Origin of the sequence: Tritonibacter sp. SIMBA_163 (assembly GCF_046535935.1) — a bacterium.
GTDB lineage: Bacteria > Pseudomonadota > Alphaproteobacteria > Rhodobacterales > Rhodobacteraceae > Epibacterium > Epibacterium scottomollicae.
In genome coordinates this window covers 76,243-93,544 of sequence record NZ_JAWJBP010000005.1, presented here as the reverse complement: position 1 = coordinate 93,544, position 17,302 = coordinate 76,243, and the positions used below count along the sequence as shown (strand labels likewise).

The window sequence follows — 17,302 nt, the reverse complement described above, 5'->3', positions numbered from 1 at the left end:
CACTGACGGACTATTGCCACCTGCGTCGGTGGCACCGCAAGGAGACCACCGCTTGTGCTGAAATCCGTTCGCCTGCGCCTGCTGATCCTTGCGTTGCTGCCCCTTAGCGTCCTGATGCCGCTGCTGATGGTCGTCGCGATGGCGCGATGGAATGCAGATTATGACAAGGTCCTGATCGCCAATGTCGAAAGTGACCTGCGGATCGCCGAACAATACCTCGGCCAGCTCCAGGGCAACTCCGCCCGCACCTTGCAGGGATTGGCAGATTCGGCGCGTCTGGCAACGGTGCTGTCCTCTGGCGCGCTTCAGGTTGACCGCTTTCTCACCACCCAAAAGAGCGCGTTGCAGCTCGATTTCCTCTATCTGTTGCAAGGCGACGCCTTGACGGCGGCCAAGGCGAAATGGCCGGTCATCCACGAAGCCGCTGCTGGCCGCATGGCGTCGGAAATAGATATCTTCTCTGCCGCAGAACTCATGGATGTATCTCCTGCCCTGGCGGCGCAGGCGAGCATAGACCTGATCGAGACCGAAGCAGCTGCCCCCACCGATCACGACGTCGAGGATCGGGGCATGGTCGTCCATACCGCCGCCCCGGTGCGCGTCAGCGGCGCCGACGGGGTGTTGGTTGGTGGATTGTTGCTGAACCGCAACCTTGATTTCATCGATACCATCAACGCGCTGGTCTATCTGCACGGGCAATCGGATGTCAGCCGTCAGGGCACCGCAACACTGTTTCTCGACGACACCCGCATTTCGACCAATGTGCGTCTGTTCGAAGATGTGCGGGCGCTTGGAACGCGGGTCTCGGCTGCCGTGCGCGGCGCGGTTTTAGGCGACGGCGAGACCTGGCTTGATCGTGCTTTTGTCGTGAACGACTGGTATATCTCAGGCTACATGCCGCTGACCGACAGTTTCGGGAAACGGGTCGGCATGCTCTATGTCGGCTTTCTGGAGGCCCCCTACCAGACCGCAAAGAGAGCCGCCTACTGGACGGTTGCCGGCGCCTTTGTTCTGGTCATCGCCTTGACCGCGCCGTTGTTCCTGTGGCTGGCCAAGGGGATTTTTGCCCCGCTCGAACGCATGACCCGCACCATGGCGCGGGTGAAGCGCGGCGATCTGACTGCGCGCAATGGCACCATCGGGCGCAGTGACGAAATCGGCCAGGTCGCCAGCCATCTCGACACTCTGCTGGATCAGGTCCAGGAGCGGGACAAGCGCCTGCGCAACTGGGCGGACGAGCTGAATGCCCGCGTCGAGGAACGCACCCGGGAGCTGAAAGTCGCCAACACCAAACTGGAGGAGACATTCCGGCAGTTGGTGATGAGCGAAAAGCTGGCGTCGATCGGTGAAATCACCGCCGGCGTGGCGCATGAGATCAACAATCCGGTCGCCGTCATTCAAGGCAACGTAGATGTGATGCGCATGACGTTGGGCGAGGCCGCCGACCCGGTGCAGACCGAACTCGATCTGATCGACAATCAGGTGATGCGGATCGGTGCCATCGTCGGAAAGCTGTTGCAATTCGCAAGGCCATCAGACTTTGGCACCTTTGCGGAACATGTAGACGTGGCCGCCGTGGTTCGGGATTGTCTGGTATTGGTGGATCATGTGATCTCGAAGCAGGAGATCCGGGTCCTCACCCAGTTTGACGACACACCCTGCGTCTGCATCGACCCCGGTGAGTTACAGCAAGTTGTGATCAACATCATCATCAACGCCACCCAGGCGATGGATGGGCGGGGCACACTGGCGATTTCCATTTGGGCGGCATCCCGCGAGGGTCAGAACGGCACCGCCCTGCGCATCGCAGACACCGGTCCCGGCATTCCATCCGAGCGGATCGATCATATTTTCGATCCGTTCTTCACCACCAAACAAGGAGAGGGCACCGGGCTTGGCCTGTCGATCAGCCAGACTTTGATCCAGCGCGCCGGGGGCCGCATCACGGTGCGCAACCGCAAAGCGCGTGGCGCAGAGTTCCTGATCTGGTTGCCGGATCCTTCATCGTCCGCCGCAGAGCTCACCGCCCCGCACTAGCACGGCGTCCCAACACACCGCTGTCAGGGTTTGCACTCAGCCGTTGGCTAAGGCGTCTCAAACGCCCCAGCTGGCACATTTCCTGTCAATGGTCTTGCGCGAGACCCCAAGCCGCCGCGCCGCCTCTGCCCGATTGCCCTCACAGGCATCGAGCACATGCATGATATGGCGCTGCATCACCATATCGAGGTTTTCGACCGCCTCCACTCCGGTGACGGACCCAGTGCCTGTGAATTCCTCTGGAAAGGCACCAAGGATCACCGAACGTTCGACAAGGTTGCGCAGTTCCCGCACGTTGCCGGGCCAGTCGTAGCGGGAGAATTTCAGCAACGTCTCCTCATCCAGCTCCAGGGTTGGCATGCCAAGGCTGAGGGCGAATTGTTCCGTGAACAGCGCCGCCAGCTCGACGATATCCTCGATGCGCTGTCGCAGGGGCGGCATCTCGATGTTCACGACGTTGATGCGGTGATAGAGGTCAGCGCGGAACCGCCCGCTTTCGACCGCCTGCTGCAGGTCAGCATTGGTGGCAAAAAGAAAGCGCAAATTCAGCGGAATGTCCCGCTCTGCTCCCACCGGGCGCACCTTCTGATCCTCCAGCACCCGCAACAGCGCCGCCTGCACCTGTTCGGGCATCTGCGCCACTTCATCAAGGAACAGCGTGCCGCCATCGGCATGCAGGAACAGCCCGTCGCGACGGCGGTCCTGCGCATCGATCACGCCAAACAATTCCTCCGCCAGCCGATCCGGCGACAGGCCGGCGCAGTTGACGGCAACAAAGGGCTGTTCGGCCCGGTCAGACAGCGAATGCAGCGTGCGCGCCGCAATCTCCTTGCCGGTGCCGGACGCCCCTGTGAACAGTACCGGCGTCGGCAGCGGTGCCAGACGTTGCAGCATCTGGCGGACCTTGCCGATGGCCACGGATTTGCCCAGCAACCGCCCGCGGGCGCCCGCGTTCTCTGCCGAGAGCTCATGTTTCAGCAGGTAGTTTTCGCGGCGCAAATACTTGCGATCCAACGCCCGCGCTACCGCGTTCAGGATCTGATTGGCGCGAAAAGGTTTGAGCACGAAATCCGCAATCCCGATCCGCAACGCCTGAATGGCAGTGTCCAGATCCGCATAGGCCGTCACCAAGATGGTATCTGCAAAAAGCCCCACTCGGCGCTGCTCGGCGACCCACTCAAGCCCCGTCTTTCCGGGCATGATATTATCCAGCACAATCAGATCGAAATGCGCCTTGTCGAGGATGTCAGAGGCGTCCTTCGCCGAAGCCGCCTGCTCCACCCGCTTACAATGAGGCTCCAGCACCTTGGTCATGAAATGGCGCATGCCCGGTTCGTCATCAATCACCAGGATCGACGCAGAGGACAGCGACGCGGAATACTCATCGCGAAGGGCGGTGACGTTCATGGGATACAATCAGTTCAGGCGTACAGCAGCGCCAGAGTTTTGATCCTGCGCGGAGAACCCTGCACGCTCCAGCGCAAAGTCCGCGCCGACGGCGATCACGGCGATGAGGGCAAAGCCCGCAAGCATGGCTTTCATATCAGATGTCCTCTTGGTGTGTTGTCGCAGTTGTCAGGTGGTCTTGCAGATCCGCCCGGTCGATGTGGGCCGCGATCTGCGTCATTGGTTTCAGTGAAGCCGACAGGCCTTAATATAGCGCTCCAGCCGGTGATCTAAAAGCACATCTATAGCCCCGGCGTTCAAGGCATTCCTCATTTCTGAACGCACTTCAGAAGGAAGATCACCCGAGGGAAGAGCCCTGTAGCATCCCCTTGCGGCTACCAGTGATGATCTCCGTCTTCCGGTTTGCCAACCGGGGCGACGTCACAAGGCGCAGGCCAGGTATCAGTCGCCCCATGGTCCTATTCTGCCGGAGTAGCGCCCGTAGTCCCGGACTTCGCCCGCTCCTTCTCCTGAACTTCCTCAAGCCAGATCGAATGGTGCTGGTGCGCCCAAGTCTCGTCCACCTCGCCGGTGCCCATGGCATCATAGGCCCCTTCCATGCCCACCGTGCCGATGTAGATATGCGCAATGATGATCGCCATCAGCACAAAGGCCACGATGGCATGCCACAGCTGCGCCAACTGCATTTCCTCCTGCGGCGCCAGCTCGGTCGGCAAGGCACCATACCCCAGCCATTGCGGCAGACCGAGATCGTTGAGGATGCTGAAGGTCTTGGCAAAGAGCGGCAGTTCATACGGGAACAGCAGCGACAGGCCGGAAATTGATATCGACGCGCCGAACAAGATCACCGACCAGAAGATCACCTTTTGGCCTGCGTTGAACTTCTTTGCTGGCGGGTGTTTCTTGCCGACGATGCCGCCAAACTGCTTGATCCAGACCAGATCGAGCTTGTTGGGGATGTTATGCGCAACCCACATGAAGAACACCATGATCAGGGCCAGCATGAAGGCCCAGGACACCGAATTGTGGATCCATTTGGAGCCGATAAGCAGCAGGGAATTCACGTCCTTGCCCAGATAGGGCTGGATCGCCACACGTCCGAACAGCGTCAACAGGCCGGTCACCCCGAGCAGGATGAAAGATCCCGCCAGCATCCAATGGGCCAGACGCTCGATGAACTCAAAACGGGTCACGGTGCGACCGGTTTGTTCGCCATCGACACGCACCCGCCCTCGCAGCAGGAAGAACAGCGCCAACGCCCCCATCGTGCCGAGGAGCAGCCAACCGCCATATTGGCGCAAGGGTCCTTCGCGGAAGGTCAGCCAGCTCATGCCGCCATCCTGCACCAGGACAGTGGCCACTTCGCCGCCCGCCGAGACGCGAATGTCGGCAGAATTGTAGCGCAAGGCCCGCCACAGCTCCGGGTCGGACTGGCCACCAAGGGTGCCCAAGTGCTCGTTGATCGCGGCGGCCGCGTCCGGGTTGCCGGTGGCCTCACTGCGGAATCGATCATCAATCGGCTCGCCACGCTGGCGGGCCATGATGTCCTCCAGCGTCTGCGCCCCACCCGTCGCGCTGCGGTCGGGGGCAGTCGGGGCGGCGTCTTGTGCATAGGCCGAAAGGCCGCACATCAAGGCCAGCTTCAGAACGAATACGAAAATCAGGCGCGGCATGGATGGAACTCCCCGTTAAGCCGGATTTGAAAAATTGAATAGAGGGCACACCGGAAGGGGCCCGCCGCATGGCGGGCCGCCTCCTGTTGTCGGCGTGCCTTGAGAACAAAGGCCGGCGTCAGCCGCCCTTCTGTTCGTAGGCTGTGCCCCAGCCCCAGGCGCCGGAACCAAAGCCACGGGCCACCACACGCTCACGGTAGACCGAGGACACCACGTCCCCATCACCCGCCAGGAGCGCTTTGGTGGAGCACATCTCGGCGCAGATCGGCAATTTGCCTTCCGCGATCCGGTTGCGCCCGTACTTCTGGAACTCGGCCTGCGAGTTGTTTTCTTCGGGACCACCGGCACAGAAGGTACATTTGTCCATCTTGCCGCGGGAGCCGAAGTTGCCCGCCTGCGGGTACTGCGGCGCGCCAAAGGGGCACGCGTAAAAGCAGTAGCCGCAGCCAATGCAGAGGTCCTTGGAGTGGAGAACCACCCCTTCCTCGTTCTGGTAGAAACAATCCACCGGGCAGACCGCCATGCAGGGTGCATCGGAACAATGCATGCAGGCGACCGAGATGGACCGTTCACCGGGCTTGCCATCATTGATGGTCACAACACGGCGCCGATTGATGCCCCAAGGCACCTCGTGCTCGTTCTTACACGCGGTGACGCAGGCGTTGCATTCGATGCAGCGTTCGGCGTCGCACAGGAATTTAGCTCGTGCCATTTATCCGTCTCCTTACGCTGGCATGATTTTGCAGAGGGTGGCTTTGGTCTCTTGCATCTGAGTGACCGAGTCGTAGCCGTAGGTCTGCGCCGTGTTGGTGCTTTCGCCCAGAACATAGGGGTCGGCGCCATCCGGGTACTTGGACCGTTGATCCTCGCCCTGGAAGTGACCACCAAAGTGGAAGGGCATGAAGGCCACGCCGGCCCCTACCCGTTCGGTCACCATGGCCATCACCTTGACCTTGCCGCCCTCGGGGCCTTCGACCCAGACCTGAGCGCCATCGCGCACGCCGATGTCGTTGGCGTCACGCGTATTGATCTCGATGAACATGTCCTGCTGCAGTTCGGCGAGCCACGGGTTTGACCGGGTCTCGTCGCCGCCGCCCTCATATTCGACCAGACGGCCGGACGTGAGGATGATCGGATACTCCTTGGAGACATCGTTCTTCTGGATCGAGGCATACATGGTGGGCAGACGGTAGAATTTCCGATCCTCATAGGTCGGATAATCCACCACCAGATCACGCCGGTTGGTGTAGAGCGGCTCGCGGTGCAGCGGCACCGGATCCGGGAAGGTCCACACCACAGCACGTGCCTTGGCGTTGCCGAAGGGGGCGCAGCCATGTTTGATCGCGACCCGCTGGATACCGCCCGAAAGGTCGGTTTTCCAGTTCACCGAAGCGGTCTTGGTGTTGAAATCGGACGGGAACGGAGACATGGACTGCTCGCCCACTTCTTCGCCTGCGCCCTGATTGCCAGTACCACTGGTGCCGGCCTCACCCATGCCATCGAGCTGCACGCCCGCGACACCTGCGATGACGGTTTTTTCCTCTTGGGTCAGATCCTTGTCCCAACCGAGGTCGACCAGCATCTGCATGGTAAACTCAGGGTAGCCGTCCTGAATTTCCGCACCGGGGTTCGAGACGCCCTCGGCAAGCAGATTGTCGCCATCGCGCTCCACACCAAAGCGGGCGCGGAAACAGAGACCGCCATCCGCCACCGGCTTGGACATGTCATAGAGGTTCGGCGTGCCCGGATGGTTCATCTCCGGCGTGCCCCAGCAGGGCCACGGCAGACCGTAGAAATCGCCATCCGCCGGACCACCGACCGCTTGCAGCGTGGTGCGGTCAAACGTGTGCTGGTTCGCCATATGGAGCTTGATGCGCTCCGGGCTTTGGCCGGTGTAACCCACCGTCCACATGCCCTGATTGAACTCGCGCGTGATGCTCTCGATGTTGGGGGTCTCGGCGTCTTCCATCTCGATATTGCGGAAGAGACGATCTGCCCAGCCGAACTTGTTGGCGAATTTCGCCATGATCACATGATCCGGCAGGCTCTCGAACAGAGGCTCGACCACCTTGTCGCGCCACTGCAGCGACCGGTTCGACGCCGTCACCGAGCCGCGTGTCTCGAACTGAGTACAAGCGGGCAGCAGGTAGACGCCATCAGTCCGGTCATGCAGCACGGCAGAGACGGTCGGATATGGGTCCACCACGACAAGCATGTCGAGCTTTTCCATCGCCGTCTTCATCTCCGTCATCCGGGTTTGAGAGTTCGGCGCGTGGCCCCAGAGAACCATGGCCCGCACATTGTTGGGCTGGTCGATGTTCTCTTTGTCCTCAAGGATACCATCGATCCAGCGGGACACCGGAATGCCCGTCAGGTTCATCAGGTTCTTGTCCTTGCCGTCGGCGGATTTGACGGTTTCGAACTGTCCCTTGAGCCAGTCGATATCCTCACCCCAGACACGGCTCCAATGGCCCCATGCGCCAGCCGACAGGCCATAGTAGCCCGGCAGCGTGTGGCTGAGAACGCCAAGGTCGGTTGCGCCCTGCACGTTGTCGTGGCCGCGGAAGATATTGGTGCCGCCACCTTCGGTGCCCATGTTCCCAAGCGCCAGCTGCAGGATGCAATAGGCACGGGTGTTGTTGTTGCCGTTGGTGTGCTGCGTGCCGCCCATGCACCAGATCACGGTGCCGGGACGGTTGTTCGCCATGGTCCGCGCCACGCGCTTGAGCTGGCTGCCGGGGGTGCCGGTCACGCGCTCAACTTCCTCGGGCGTCCATTTGGCGACCTCGTCGCGGATCTGGTCCATACCCCAGACACGGGTGCGGATGAACTCTTTGTCCTCCCAACCGTTCTCGAAGATGTGCCACAGGATCCCCCAGACCAGCGCCACATCGGTGCCGGGACGGAAACGGACATATTCGTCCGCGTGGGCCGCGGTGCGGGTGAAACGCGGATCGCACACGATCAGCGGCGCGTTGTTCTGCTCTTTGGCCTTCAGCACGTGCAAGAGCGAGATCGGATGCGCCTCGGCAGGGTTGCCGCCGATGATGAAGATCGCCTTGGAGTTATGAATGTCGTTGTAGCTGTTGGTCATGGCGCCGTAGCCCCATGTGTTCGCAACACCCGCAACGGTGGTGGAGTGACAAATCCGCGCCTGGTGATCCACGTTGTTGGTGCCCCAGTAGGCGGCAAACTTGCGGAACAGATAGGCCTGTTCGTTGTTGTGCTTGGCCGAGCCGAGCCAATAGACGCTGTCAGGGCCGCTTTCTTCGCGGATCTGCATCATGCCGTCGCCGATCTCGTCGATCGCCTGTTCCCAGCTGATGCGCTTCCACTCACCGCCTTCTTTCTTCATCGGGTACTTCAGGCGACGCTCGCCGTGGGCGTGTTCGCGTACGGATGCACCTTTGGCGCAATGCGAGCCAAGGTTGAAGGGGCTATCCCAACCGGGTTCCTGACCGGTCCAGACACCATCCTGCACCTCGGCAATCACGGTACAGCCGACCGAGCAGTGGGTGCAGACAGATTTGATCGTTTCGACCTTACCGGTTGCCGAAGCCGCCGCATTGGCCTGCGTCACGGTCCCGCCGGTGGCGCTGATCGCTGCAAGCCCGCCGATGGCAAGGCCTGAGCCGCGCAGGAACGCGCGGCGGTCGACGGCTGTTTCGCCGACCTTGGACAGGATACTGGTCCGCTGGGGGCGTCGCGCTACCCCGTTGGTCTTTTTCCTAAGCATTTTAAACCTCCCTTGCTTGTCCCTGCAGTCAGGAACGCGCTGGGTTCATTGAGAAACCTTCGCTCAGTCGGGCGTCACGCAACCAGTCGGCTCAGGCATGAATGGCAACCGATCAGAACCGGGTGCTGTCGTAATAGGCGCGGGTGTGCGCGGTATCCTGCATCTTGTCCGATGACAGGTCCGGGGTCGCGGCCTCGGCCTCGCCTCCGGTGGTTGCAAGCGCCACCGCCGCTACGGGCGTGGTGGTTGCAGCCAGTTTCAGAAAGTCGCGGCGGCTTGCGCCATCCTCTTTCCGTGACATGTGGATCCTCCTCCTCTTTGGTCTTGTCGGGTCCAACTCTTCAGGCGTTCGGGTCGCCTCACCCTGCGCGTGCCCACCACGCGCGTCATAAATGGACTTCGCCGGGGCCAATCAGCCGCCCATGCGAAACGCCTCTGCCTCGATCTCCATGAAGGCACGCCCCACCGAGGCGACCGACGCATAGAGCACCGAGTTCTTTGCCCCCTCAAGGTCGGCAAAGAAATGCGTCGCCCAGGGACCGATGTGTTTGTTGAAGAACGTCTTTTGTTCGTCGAGCGTGGCCGGAGCGCCAAAGCGCCCCACGATCATTGCGCCCATCATCTCCATCAAGGAAGCGATGTTGTCTTCGGGCTCAAAGCTGTTGGGCGCACGGCTCAAGCCACGAACGCTCATGTCACTGCGCAGCGCCGCCAGCGGTTTTTCATTGAGGAACCCGGTCAGATAGTAGCTGGCGTAGGGCAGCAGTTCGCCCCGGCCAAGGCCGATGAACAGAGCGTTGAACTCTCGTTCCGCTCCGGCAGGTTTGGTGCGTTTTGCCACCCGCGACAGCTGCGTGATCGCCTGCCCCAGCGGGGTATCGTCGCCACTCAGCCCAGCTGTCTGCTCCAGCAGCATCTGGTCCGGCGCGGAGGCCAGCATCAGCCCGAGGTAGTTGTAGAGATCCGCGCGCAGGCGATCCTCTTCATGTGCCATGGGCTGCTCTACTGACGCGCTCAACGCTGCCTCTGTCATCCGGCTCTCCTCCGTCATGTTTCTGTCTCCGCCCCATCAAACGCAAAGCGCATTCGCCGAGAAGGGGCCACACCAGAGACCTCTTCCTCAGAGAGCAAGGTGCTGACCTGTTGCTGCGCCTCATGCTGGAGATCCGCGACATCGTCTGCCTGCTCTGGCAGCGCTGGCGCATCCTGGTCCTCAGCCTCAGCCATCCCGGCGTCTGCCTCCGCGCCGTCATCCTCTTCGAGAGAGGTTTGGTCGGCCTGCCCGACATCGCCGGCCTCAGCCGCTGCTTTCAGTTCCGCCTGACGCGCCAGTTCCTCGACATGGGCGGTCATGCCCTTGCCGACCTGATAGGCGGTCTGGATGTTCTCCACCGCCATTGCCGCATCAGTGAAATCCTCACCGTAATCCAAGAGCCCGTCGACATTGGCCAGCACCGGGTTGGTCAGCCACAAGCGACGCAGCGCCCGAGTCTTCAGCCGCGCCGGAACCGCATCAGACAGGAAGGCCTTGAAATCATCGCCCGCCCCGAGCGTGTCCGGGTCCGGCAGGTCCAGCTCGGCCAGCAGCTCCGCCTCGTCACGGTCCGCCAGTGCGGCCTCGCGCTCGGCGACCTCGATTTCCGCCACAGCGCGCGCCTCGGTGGCCGCCTCAGCCTCGACCGCAGCGCGGCGGCGGGACCAGAAATCCCGCGCGCTCATTGCAGGCGCTCCTTGCGGGCCTTGACCGGCGCGCGATAAACATCGGTCAGTTGCGGAATGCGCGCATCGCCCACGCCATCTTCCTCAAGATCAACCCGCTGGCGATCCCGCCGGCGTTTCTTGAACTCTTCTTCCTTGAAATGCGTGAGGGTGAAATCCCGCACCCAGGCCACCAGCCCGGCGGGCATGTCCACCTTCTCCACCTGATCCTCGCCAGTGTCGGCATAGTCCTGCGCCTCAAACGGCGAGGCCGTCACCAGCGTCACTTCCGGGCGCGCATTTGGACCCGGGCGCAGCACCACGTAGATGCTCGGCGGATTTGCGGTCAGCCCCTGCATGTAAGCCTCGGCATCGGCGCGGTGCAATTCCAGCGTCAGGGTGGCCGCGTGAAACTCACACGCCCCATCCTCTTCGCGCAGCAGAGCCCAGTCCGCATCCGCCGCCCCCGGCAGCACGGCCACGACGGTCCACGCCCAACGCGCCCAGGGCGTCACCCCGGGGGTTCGCCGAATAACGACGCCCAGCGGCATCACGTCGATCTTTGAGCTGTTCTGGTCCACGGCCCATCCTTGGCTTGGTTCCCGCAACACTGCCGCAAACCATGCTGCATGCAAAAGCACACAGTGCATCTCCTGCCCGTATTTTCATCAGCGCTGGACAATTTGGCAGCCCGTTTTGCCCACCCCGGACAACAGTGGACGAATTGTCTAATTCTAGTTTTTTTATCAGGCATTCAGTTTTTGTGATGACGGCGCGAATCACCTCGCCTATCGATGCAGAGCCGCGCATCACCCGCCGTGCGACCAGTGGTTTACGACCGGATGAAAACATGTCTAGGGTGAGGGCCGAAACCGTAAAATCGGCGCCAAATGCCAGCCTGACCGCGAGCGAGAAATCAATGACCAAACGTTTGATATTGTGTGATTGTTCCGGATCACAACCCCTCGATCCGGAGGCATTGACCGACGCGACCGGACTGCCGTGTTCCAAGGTCCATTCCGCCCTGTGCACCCGGGAAACAGAGGCCGCGGTGGCGGCTCTTCACGAGCCTGACACAATTATTTGCTGTGGTCAGGAAACCCGACTTTTCGCCGAACTTGCCGAGGAAACCGGCGCCGCCTCCCCCCTCTTCCTCGACCTCCGGGACCGGGCAGGTTGGTCCACCGAGGCCGAAAAACCGGGGGCGGTGATACCCAAAATGTCCGCCCTGATCGCCGAAGCACAGATGGGCGGCACCCAGGCCAAGACGCTGGATGTGATCAGCGAAGGCCTCTGCCTCATTCTCGGCGCGGCTGATGTGGTTTTGCCCGCCGCGGCGAAATTGCAGGATATTCTTGGGGTCACGGTGCTGTTGAGCGACACGGAAGAGCCGCCAATGTCGCGCGGTTTCGACGCCATCCGCGGTCAGCTGCGCAGCGCGCGCGGCGCCCTTGGCGGCTTTCGTATCACGGTCGACGCGCTGCAATCGCTCGATGTCACCGGGCGCACCTGGACCTGGAGCCCCCCCCGTGATGGCGGCCAGTCGGAGTGCGATATCATTCTCGACCTCAGCGGTGGCCACCCCCTGTTCCCGGCTCCGGAAAAACGCGAGGGCTATCTGCGTGCGGACCCCAAATCGCCCACCGCAGTCGCCGATGCCATTCTCGCCGCGAGTCAGCTGGTCGGCACGTTTGAAAAGCCGCTCTATGTCAAAACCGAGCCGCTGCTCTGCGCCCATTCTCGCGCCCGGCAAACCGGCTGCACCCGCTGCCTGGACGTCTGCCCCACCGGCGCGATCCTGCCCGATGGTGACAGTGTGTCCATCGACCCGATGATCTGCGCGGGCTGTGGTGCCTGCGCCTCGCTCTGCCCGTCTGGCGCGATCACCTATGATGCACCGCCCGCCGAGAGCCTGTTTCGCCGCATCCAGACCCTCGCCAAGGCCTATCTCGACGCCGGGGGCACCGAACCGCGCCTGCTGGTGGTCGACGCCCATGGCGCCGAGATGATCCGTCTGGCCGCCCGTTTTGAACGTGGTCTGCCCGCCGCCATGATCCCGCTGGAGGTCGAAGCGCTCAACACCTTTGGTCACGCCGAGATCCTCGCCGCCCGCGCCGCAGGTTTCCTCGACGTCTCCCTCCTGCCCGGCCCCAGCACCGACATGGAGGTGCAGATGCGGGAGATCGCACTTGCCGATGCCATCGCTCTGGGCGCCGCCCGGGTGCTGCAGGCGAGCGAGCCTGAAGCGTTCTGCGATGAGCTTTATGCCGAGCGCACCCTGCCCGCCCCTGTCGAAACACCCCAGCGCCCCATGGGCACCCGCCGTCAAATCACCCGGCAGGCGGCGCTGGCCCTCACGCCAGCGGACACTCAGCTGCCGCTGCCCGAAGGCGCGCCTTACGGGGCGGTTCTGGTCGATCAGGACGCCTGCACCCTGTGTCTCTCCTGCGTGTCGCTCTGCCCGTCCGGCGCGCTTGGCGACAATCCGGACCTGCCGCAGCTGCGTTTTCAGGAGGACGCCTGCCTGCAATGCGGCCTCTGCGCCAATGTCTGCCCGGAGGATGCAATCACCTACGAGCCCCGCCTCAACCTCGCCGCCTCGGCGCTGGATCAGGTTGTGCTGCATGAGGAAGAACCCTTTGCCTGCATCGAATGCGGCAGCCTGTTTGGCGTCAAATCCACGGTCGAGAAGATCACCGAGAAGCTGGCCGGAAAGCACTCGATGTTCGGCAATCCCGAGGCCGCGAAGATGATCCAGATGTGTGATGACTGCCGGGTCAACGCCCAGTTCCATCAGCAAAACTCGCCTTTTGCCGGCAAGGAGCGTCCGCGCGTGCGCACCACCGAGGATTACCTCAGCAAACGCCGCGACCACTGAGGGCGCGGCGCAATGAGGTCACTTCATCTGCAGCGGCTGGCCGAGGTCGGCGGGCACCATCAGCGCCACATAGGCGAGGATGCTGTCAAGTTCGTCCAGTGTCATCTCCACCGGCACGATGGGCGACGGGCGCTCCGCATCAAAGGGCGCTGTTACGTCTTCGATCTGGGTGAAGGCACCGTGAGGTTTCAGCACAAAAAACGCGCTGAACCGCTCCTCCCAGTCGGCGAAACCGCGCAGTACGGAGAACGACGGCGTCGAGCCGATGGCCTTCATTCGGTTCTGCTCGGAAACCACATGACACCGTCCGCAGTGCTGCAGCGACAGCGCCTGCCCTGCTTCGGCATCGCCGTCGAAGACCTGCTCCTCGGCCGCTTCCGCCGCAACCTCCGGGGCGTGGAACAGCGTCGCGCCCTCTGGCGCAAAGCTCAACACCGTGCGCAGCCCGACCTCCGACAGCAGCCAGTCGGCGAACCGGTCGGCGCCCGCATGATCCGGTGCCAGCACCTGCAGGTGCCAGCTGCCGCTCTGGTCGGCGAAAACCGCCACGCCGTCGCGGGCGATCACCGCCTCTGCCGGGGCACCGCTGGGCACCAGCGACACGCGCACCTGTGTTTTCAGGGAAAATCGCGGCAGGATGTAGTCGAACAGGCCAGCGTCGACCAAGACCTGTGGCGCGGCAAGGCGCAGGTTGCGCGCCTCCTGCGCGCCAAACCTGTCCGGCCCGCCCGGCAGCACTGCCAGCAGCGCCCCCCCGATCAGACCGCTTATCCCTGTCGCCCGAGCCATATGCCATGCTAGATAGCCCGCAAGAGATCCGTCAAGCGTCCTGCCCCGCGCAGCCGCAAGACCTCAACAGACCAACCAAGGAGTAGCCCCGCGTGTCCATCACCCGCGACGCCGTCCTCGACGCCCTCAAGACCCTCAAGGATCCCGTAAGCGGCAGCGACATTGTTGCCGCCGGGATCGTTCGTGCCCTCACACTCGAAGATGCCAATGTGCGTTTTGTGATGGAAATAGACCCAGCAAAATCAGATACTTACGCTCCGCTGCGCGATCAAGCCGAGGCCTTGGTCAGCGACCTGCCCGGGGTGGAGAAAGTCTCCGCCCTGATGACCGCGCATAGCGCCAAGGCACCGCCGCCGGATCTCAAGGCCGGCAGCAAACCTGCACAGCCCCAAGGCCCGCAGAAGATCCCCGGCGTCGCAAAAATCATCGCCGTGGCCTCCGGCAAAGGGGGAGTCGGCAAATCCACCGTCTCCGCCAACCTGGCCTGTGCCTTGGCGCAGGCAGGTCGTCGCGTCGGACTGTTGGACGCGGATGTCTACGGTCCCTCGCAACCGCGCATGCTTGGGGTTTCGGGCCGCCCGGCCAGCCCCGATGGCAAAACCATCCTGCCCCTGCGCAACCACGGCGTCACCATGATGTCGATCGGCCTGATGACCAATGACGATCAGGCCGTGGTCTGGCGTGGCCCGATGCTGATGGGCGCGCTGCAGCAGATGATGATGCAGGTGCAATGGGGAGCACTCGACGTGCTGATCGTCGACCTGCCACCGGGCACCGGCGACGTGCAGATGACGTTGGCGCAAAAGGCCGAGGTGGACGGCGCCATCGTGGTCTCCACCCCGCAGGACGTGGCGCTGATCGACGCGCGCAAGGGCATCGACATGTTCCAGAAGCTGAACGTGCCGATCCTCGGCCTGATCGAGAACATGTCGACCCATATCTGTTCCAACTGCGGCCATGAGGAGCATATCTTCGGCCATGGCGGCGTTGCCGCAGAGGCGGAAAAGCTGAACGTGCCGCTGCTGGCCGAAGTGCCCCTGCATCTGGATGTGCGTCTGTCCTCAGACGGGGGTGCGCCGATCGTGGTCTCCAAGCCCGACAGCCCGCAGGCCAAGGCGTTTCAGGACATCGCGGCAGGGCTGGTGGAGCGCGGCGCCGCATGAGCGAGGAGGTCACCTTTCCGCCCCTGATGACGGGCGACGCTGCCGGTCCGGGGCAGGATCCCTTTGACCTGGCGCGCCAGAAGGCAGAGCTGGGCGTGGACGCAGGGCTGGTGGTGTATGACCTCGGCGCCGACACTCTGCGCGCAGCGCTGGTGCTGGCGCCGGAGGTGCCGCTGGCACAGGCGATGGCGATGCTGCCCACCTGTGGCGTCGGTTTCCAGAACGCCCTTGGCGCGCTGGCCCCGCCAGAGGTGGCCGTCCATCTGGACTGGGAGGGCGGATTGCGTATCAACGGGGCCCGCTGCGGCAGCCTGCGCATTGCCGCCAGCACCGATGATCCCGCCGCGCAACCCGACTGGCTAGTGGTCGCGCTGGAGCTGCCGCTCTGGCCTCAGGGCGACGGTGGCGAGACCCCGGATCAGACCGCGCTTTATGCCGAAGGCTGCGCCGAGGTCACCGCCCCGCGCCTGCTGGAGAGCTGGACCCGCCATTGCCTGCACTGGATCAACCGCTGGGACGAGGGCGACCTGAAAGCGCTGCATGCGGAATGGCAGGGATTGGCCCATGGCATCGGCGAGGATCGGCAACAGGCCGGCCTCGACGGCACATTCCTTGGCGTGGACGCAGATTTCGGCATGCTGCTGCGCGATGACACAACGACCCACCTGATCCCGCTGACCACCGTGTTGGTGCGGGACTGACAGGAGAGAGACGACATGAAACTGGCCCGTGCCATCCACTTTGACGAAAGCGACATGAACGTCTTTGCCAGCCCCGCCCGCACCGGCGAGTGGTGCATCTCTGGCGGCTTTGAATTCTCCAACTGGAGCGAAGGCGATCTGGTCGGCAAACAGCGCCAGGCCTTTGCCAACGGCTGGATGGGTCTGGAAACCGGAGGGCGCGTGACCTTTGTCGCCGTCACCCAGGTCGAGAGCGATGAGGCTGCTGCCCTGATCGAACAACTCGCCGCGCATTTCGTCACCCTCTACGGCGCTCCCGATCTGGCGACTGCACGACCGGTGGCCGAAGCCGAGCTCGATCACATGGCGGAATTGTGCGAGGATCACGCGCCCAACACGCTGCTGACCGTCGCGCGCGAGCTGACGGATGCCGGGGTGCGCGAGAGCTTTCGTGTGATCGAGGCACAGTCGGCAGGGCTGGAGCAATTCGCCATCCACGCCACCCCTGAAAGCTGACGGATGAACCTTGCCAACCCAGACGCGGCACAGGCGAGGAAAGAACATGCAATAGGGGGACGGCAGGGCTGGCACGACCCCACATCTCGCATTAGGCTTCCTGCATGGATTGCGTCATATCGTGGCGCGAACCAGACATTCAACAGGGTATCAAATATGCTGAAAACTACATTTGGGGCTTTGGCCCTGTGTTGCGTTGCGGGGTTGGGCAATGCGGCAAATCTCTTTACCGAAGCGGGCAACTGGGCCGCTGTCTACAAGGGCAACACCTGCCACGTCTATACCGTGTCATCGGCGCGCGACACCTCCGGCTATCTTGAATTTACCTTCAAGAACAAAGGTCTCAACGCAACGTTTGACTATATCTATACGCCCTACACCCCGGACGAGGTCGACCCACCCTGGGACGAGTCGGAAGATTTTGTCACGCTCTATATCGATGACGAACAAGTCTGGTTCGGCGACGAGATGTTCTTTTACACCGGCCCCGGCTTCACCTATGGCGCAAGCATGACGCCCGGTTTCATTCCCGAAGTTCTCGATGCCATGCTGTCAGCCCAGAGCGATTTCGGCTTTGCGGTAGAGCGCGCCGCCGAGGGCGAAACCTGGCTCTACGGTGGCTTCTCGCTTGACGGGCTGGATCAGGCGCTCGCCAAGGCGGGCGAGATGTGCCAGTTCGACCCAGGCGCGCTGCCCCAGTCCTGACACTCCGAACCTGACCCTCC

16 protein-coding genes are annotated in these 17,302 nt (G+C 62.6%); 6 read left to right on the top strand and 10 right to left on the bottom strand.

Going from position 1 to position 17,302, the window contains the following annotated elements; all coding sequences use genetic code 11:
* Window positions 1-57 precede the first annotated feature (57 nt).
* Window positions 58-2,037 (top strand): cache domain-containing protein, encoded by a 1,980-nt coding sequence (locus R0J92_RS10700; RefSeq protein ID WP_411051763.1) that lies wholly within the window; start codon window positions 58-60, stop codon window positions 2,035-2,037.
* A gap of 57 nt (window positions 2,038-2,094) precedes the next feature.
* On the opposite strand, the gene R0J92_RS10695 is transcribed toward R0J92_RS10700, so the two are convergent.
* The 9 genes from R0J92_RS10695 to R0J92_RS10655 all read right to left on the bottom strand — a co-directional run bounded on the left by R0J92_RS10695 (window position 2,095) and on the right by R0J92_RS10655 (window position 11,102).
* On the bottom strand, window positions 2,095-3,444 hold the full coding sequence (locus R0J92_RS10695; protein ID WP_106163845.1) for a sigma-54-dependent transcriptional regulator: 1,350 nt from the start codon (window positions 3,442-3,444) through the stop codon (window positions 2,095-2,097).
* Window positions 3,445-3,453: 9 nt separating this feature from the next.
* Window positions 3,454-3,579, bottom strand: coding sequence for a hypothetical protein (locus tag R0J92_RS10690; RefSeq protein ID WP_279327903.1), 126 nt, complete (start codon window positions 3,577-3,579; stop codon window positions 3,454-3,456).
* A 323-nt stretch (window positions 3,580-3,902) separates the two neighbouring features.
* Window positions 3,903-5,117: a formate dehydrogenase subunit gamma gene (locus R0J92_RS10685; RefSeq protein WP_411051660.1), complete on the bottom strand. Its 1,215-nt coding sequence runs from the start codon at window positions 5,115-5,117 to the stop codon at window positions 3,903-3,905.
* 118 nt (window positions 5,118-5,235) lie between these two features.
* Window positions 5,236-5,829 (bottom strand): formate dehydrogenase FDH3 subunit beta, encoded by a 594-nt coding sequence (gene fdh3B / locus R0J92_RS10680; RefSeq protein ID WP_106163847.1) that lies wholly within the window; start codon window positions 5,827-5,829, stop codon window positions 5,236-5,238.
* A gap of 12 nt (window positions 5,830-5,841) precedes the next feature.
* The gene (locus R0J92_RS10675; protein ID WP_411051659.1) at window positions 5,842-8,853 is read right to left on the bottom strand and encodes a formate dehydrogenase subunit alpha; all 3,012 of its coding nucleotides are present in this window, start codon (window positions 8,851-8,853) and stop codon (window positions 5,842-5,844) included.
* A gap of 112 nt (window positions 8,854-8,965) precedes the next feature.
* On the bottom strand, window positions 8,966-9,154 hold the full coding sequence (locus R0J92_RS10670) for a twin-arginine translocation signal domain-containing protein (protein WP_317385395.1): 189 nt from the start codon (window positions 9,152-9,154) through the stop codon (window positions 8,966-8,968).
* Between the two features lie 111 nt (window positions 9,155-9,265).
* Window positions 9,266-9,904 carry a molecular chaperone gene (locus R0J92_RS10665; protein ID WP_394805004.1) on the bottom strand — a complete coding sequence of 213 codons (639 nt, stop codon included), beginning with the start codon at window positions 9,902-9,904 and terminating at the stop codon, window positions 9,266-9,268.
* Entirely contained in the window at window positions 9,901-10,572 is a 672-nt protein-coding gene (locus R0J92_RS10660; RefSeq protein WP_411051658.1) for a DUF3306 domain-containing protein, read from the bottom strand. The genes R0J92_RS10665 and R0J92_RS10660 overlap by 4 nt, the downstream gene beginning before the upstream one ends.
* A complete protein-coding gene (locus R0J92_RS10655; RefSeq protein ID WP_165798126.1) occupies window positions 10,569-11,102 on the bottom strand; it encodes a DUF3305 domain-containing protein in 534 nt (177 codons plus the stop codon). The genes R0J92_RS10660 and R0J92_RS10655 overlap by 4 nt, the downstream gene beginning before the upstream one ends.
* A gap of 368 nt (window positions 11,103-11,470) precedes the next feature.
* Between R0J92_RS10655 and R0J92_RS10650 the strand changes: the two genes are divergently transcribed.
* Window positions 11,471-13,429 carry a 4Fe-4S binding protein gene (locus R0J92_RS10650; protein ID WP_411051657.1) on the top strand — a complete coding sequence of 653 codons (1,959 nt, stop codon included), beginning with the start codon at window positions 11,471-11,473 and terminating at the stop codon, window positions 13,427-13,429.
* Between the two features lie 18 nt (window positions 13,430-13,447).
* Here R0J92_RS10650 and R0J92_RS10645 read toward each other — a convergent pair whose 3' ends face one another.
* A complete protein-coding gene (locus R0J92_RS10645; protein ID WP_411051656.1) occupies window positions 13,448-14,218 on the bottom strand; it encodes a hypothetical protein in 771 nt (256 codons plus the stop codon).
* A 92-nt stretch (window positions 14,219-14,310) separates the two neighbouring features.
* Here R0J92_RS10645 and apbC point away from each other — a divergent pair, with 92 nt between their 5' ends.
* The 4 genes from apbC (at window position 14,311) to R0J92_RS10625 (ending at window position 17,282) form a co-directional block, all read left to right on the top strand.
* A complete protein-coding gene (gene apbC / locus R0J92_RS10640) occupies window positions 14,311-15,381 on the top strand; it encodes an iron-sulfur cluster carrier protein ApbC (RefSeq protein WP_411051655.1) in 1,071 nt (356 codons plus the stop codon).
* Window positions 15,378-16,082 (top strand): DUF4444 domain-containing protein, encoded by a 705-nt coding sequence (locus R0J92_RS10635; protein ID WP_411051654.1) that lies wholly within the window; start codon window positions 15,378-15,380, stop codon window positions 16,080-16,082. Before apbC ends, R0J92_RS10635 begins: the two co-directional genes overlap by 4 nt.
* A gap of 15 nt (window positions 16,083-16,097) precedes the next feature.
* Complete coding sequence (locus R0J92_RS10630) at window positions 16,098-16,577, top strand: DUF6505 family protein (RefSeq protein ID WP_106163854.1); 480 nt, start codon at window positions 16,098-16,100, stop codon at window positions 16,575-16,577.
* Between the two features lie 156 nt (window positions 16,578-16,733).
* Complete coding sequence (locus R0J92_RS10625) at window positions 16,734-17,282, top strand: hypothetical protein (RefSeq protein WP_106163855.1); 549 nt, start codon at window positions 16,734-16,736, stop codon at window positions 17,280-17,282.
* Window positions 17,283-17,302 lie beyond the last annotated feature (20 nt).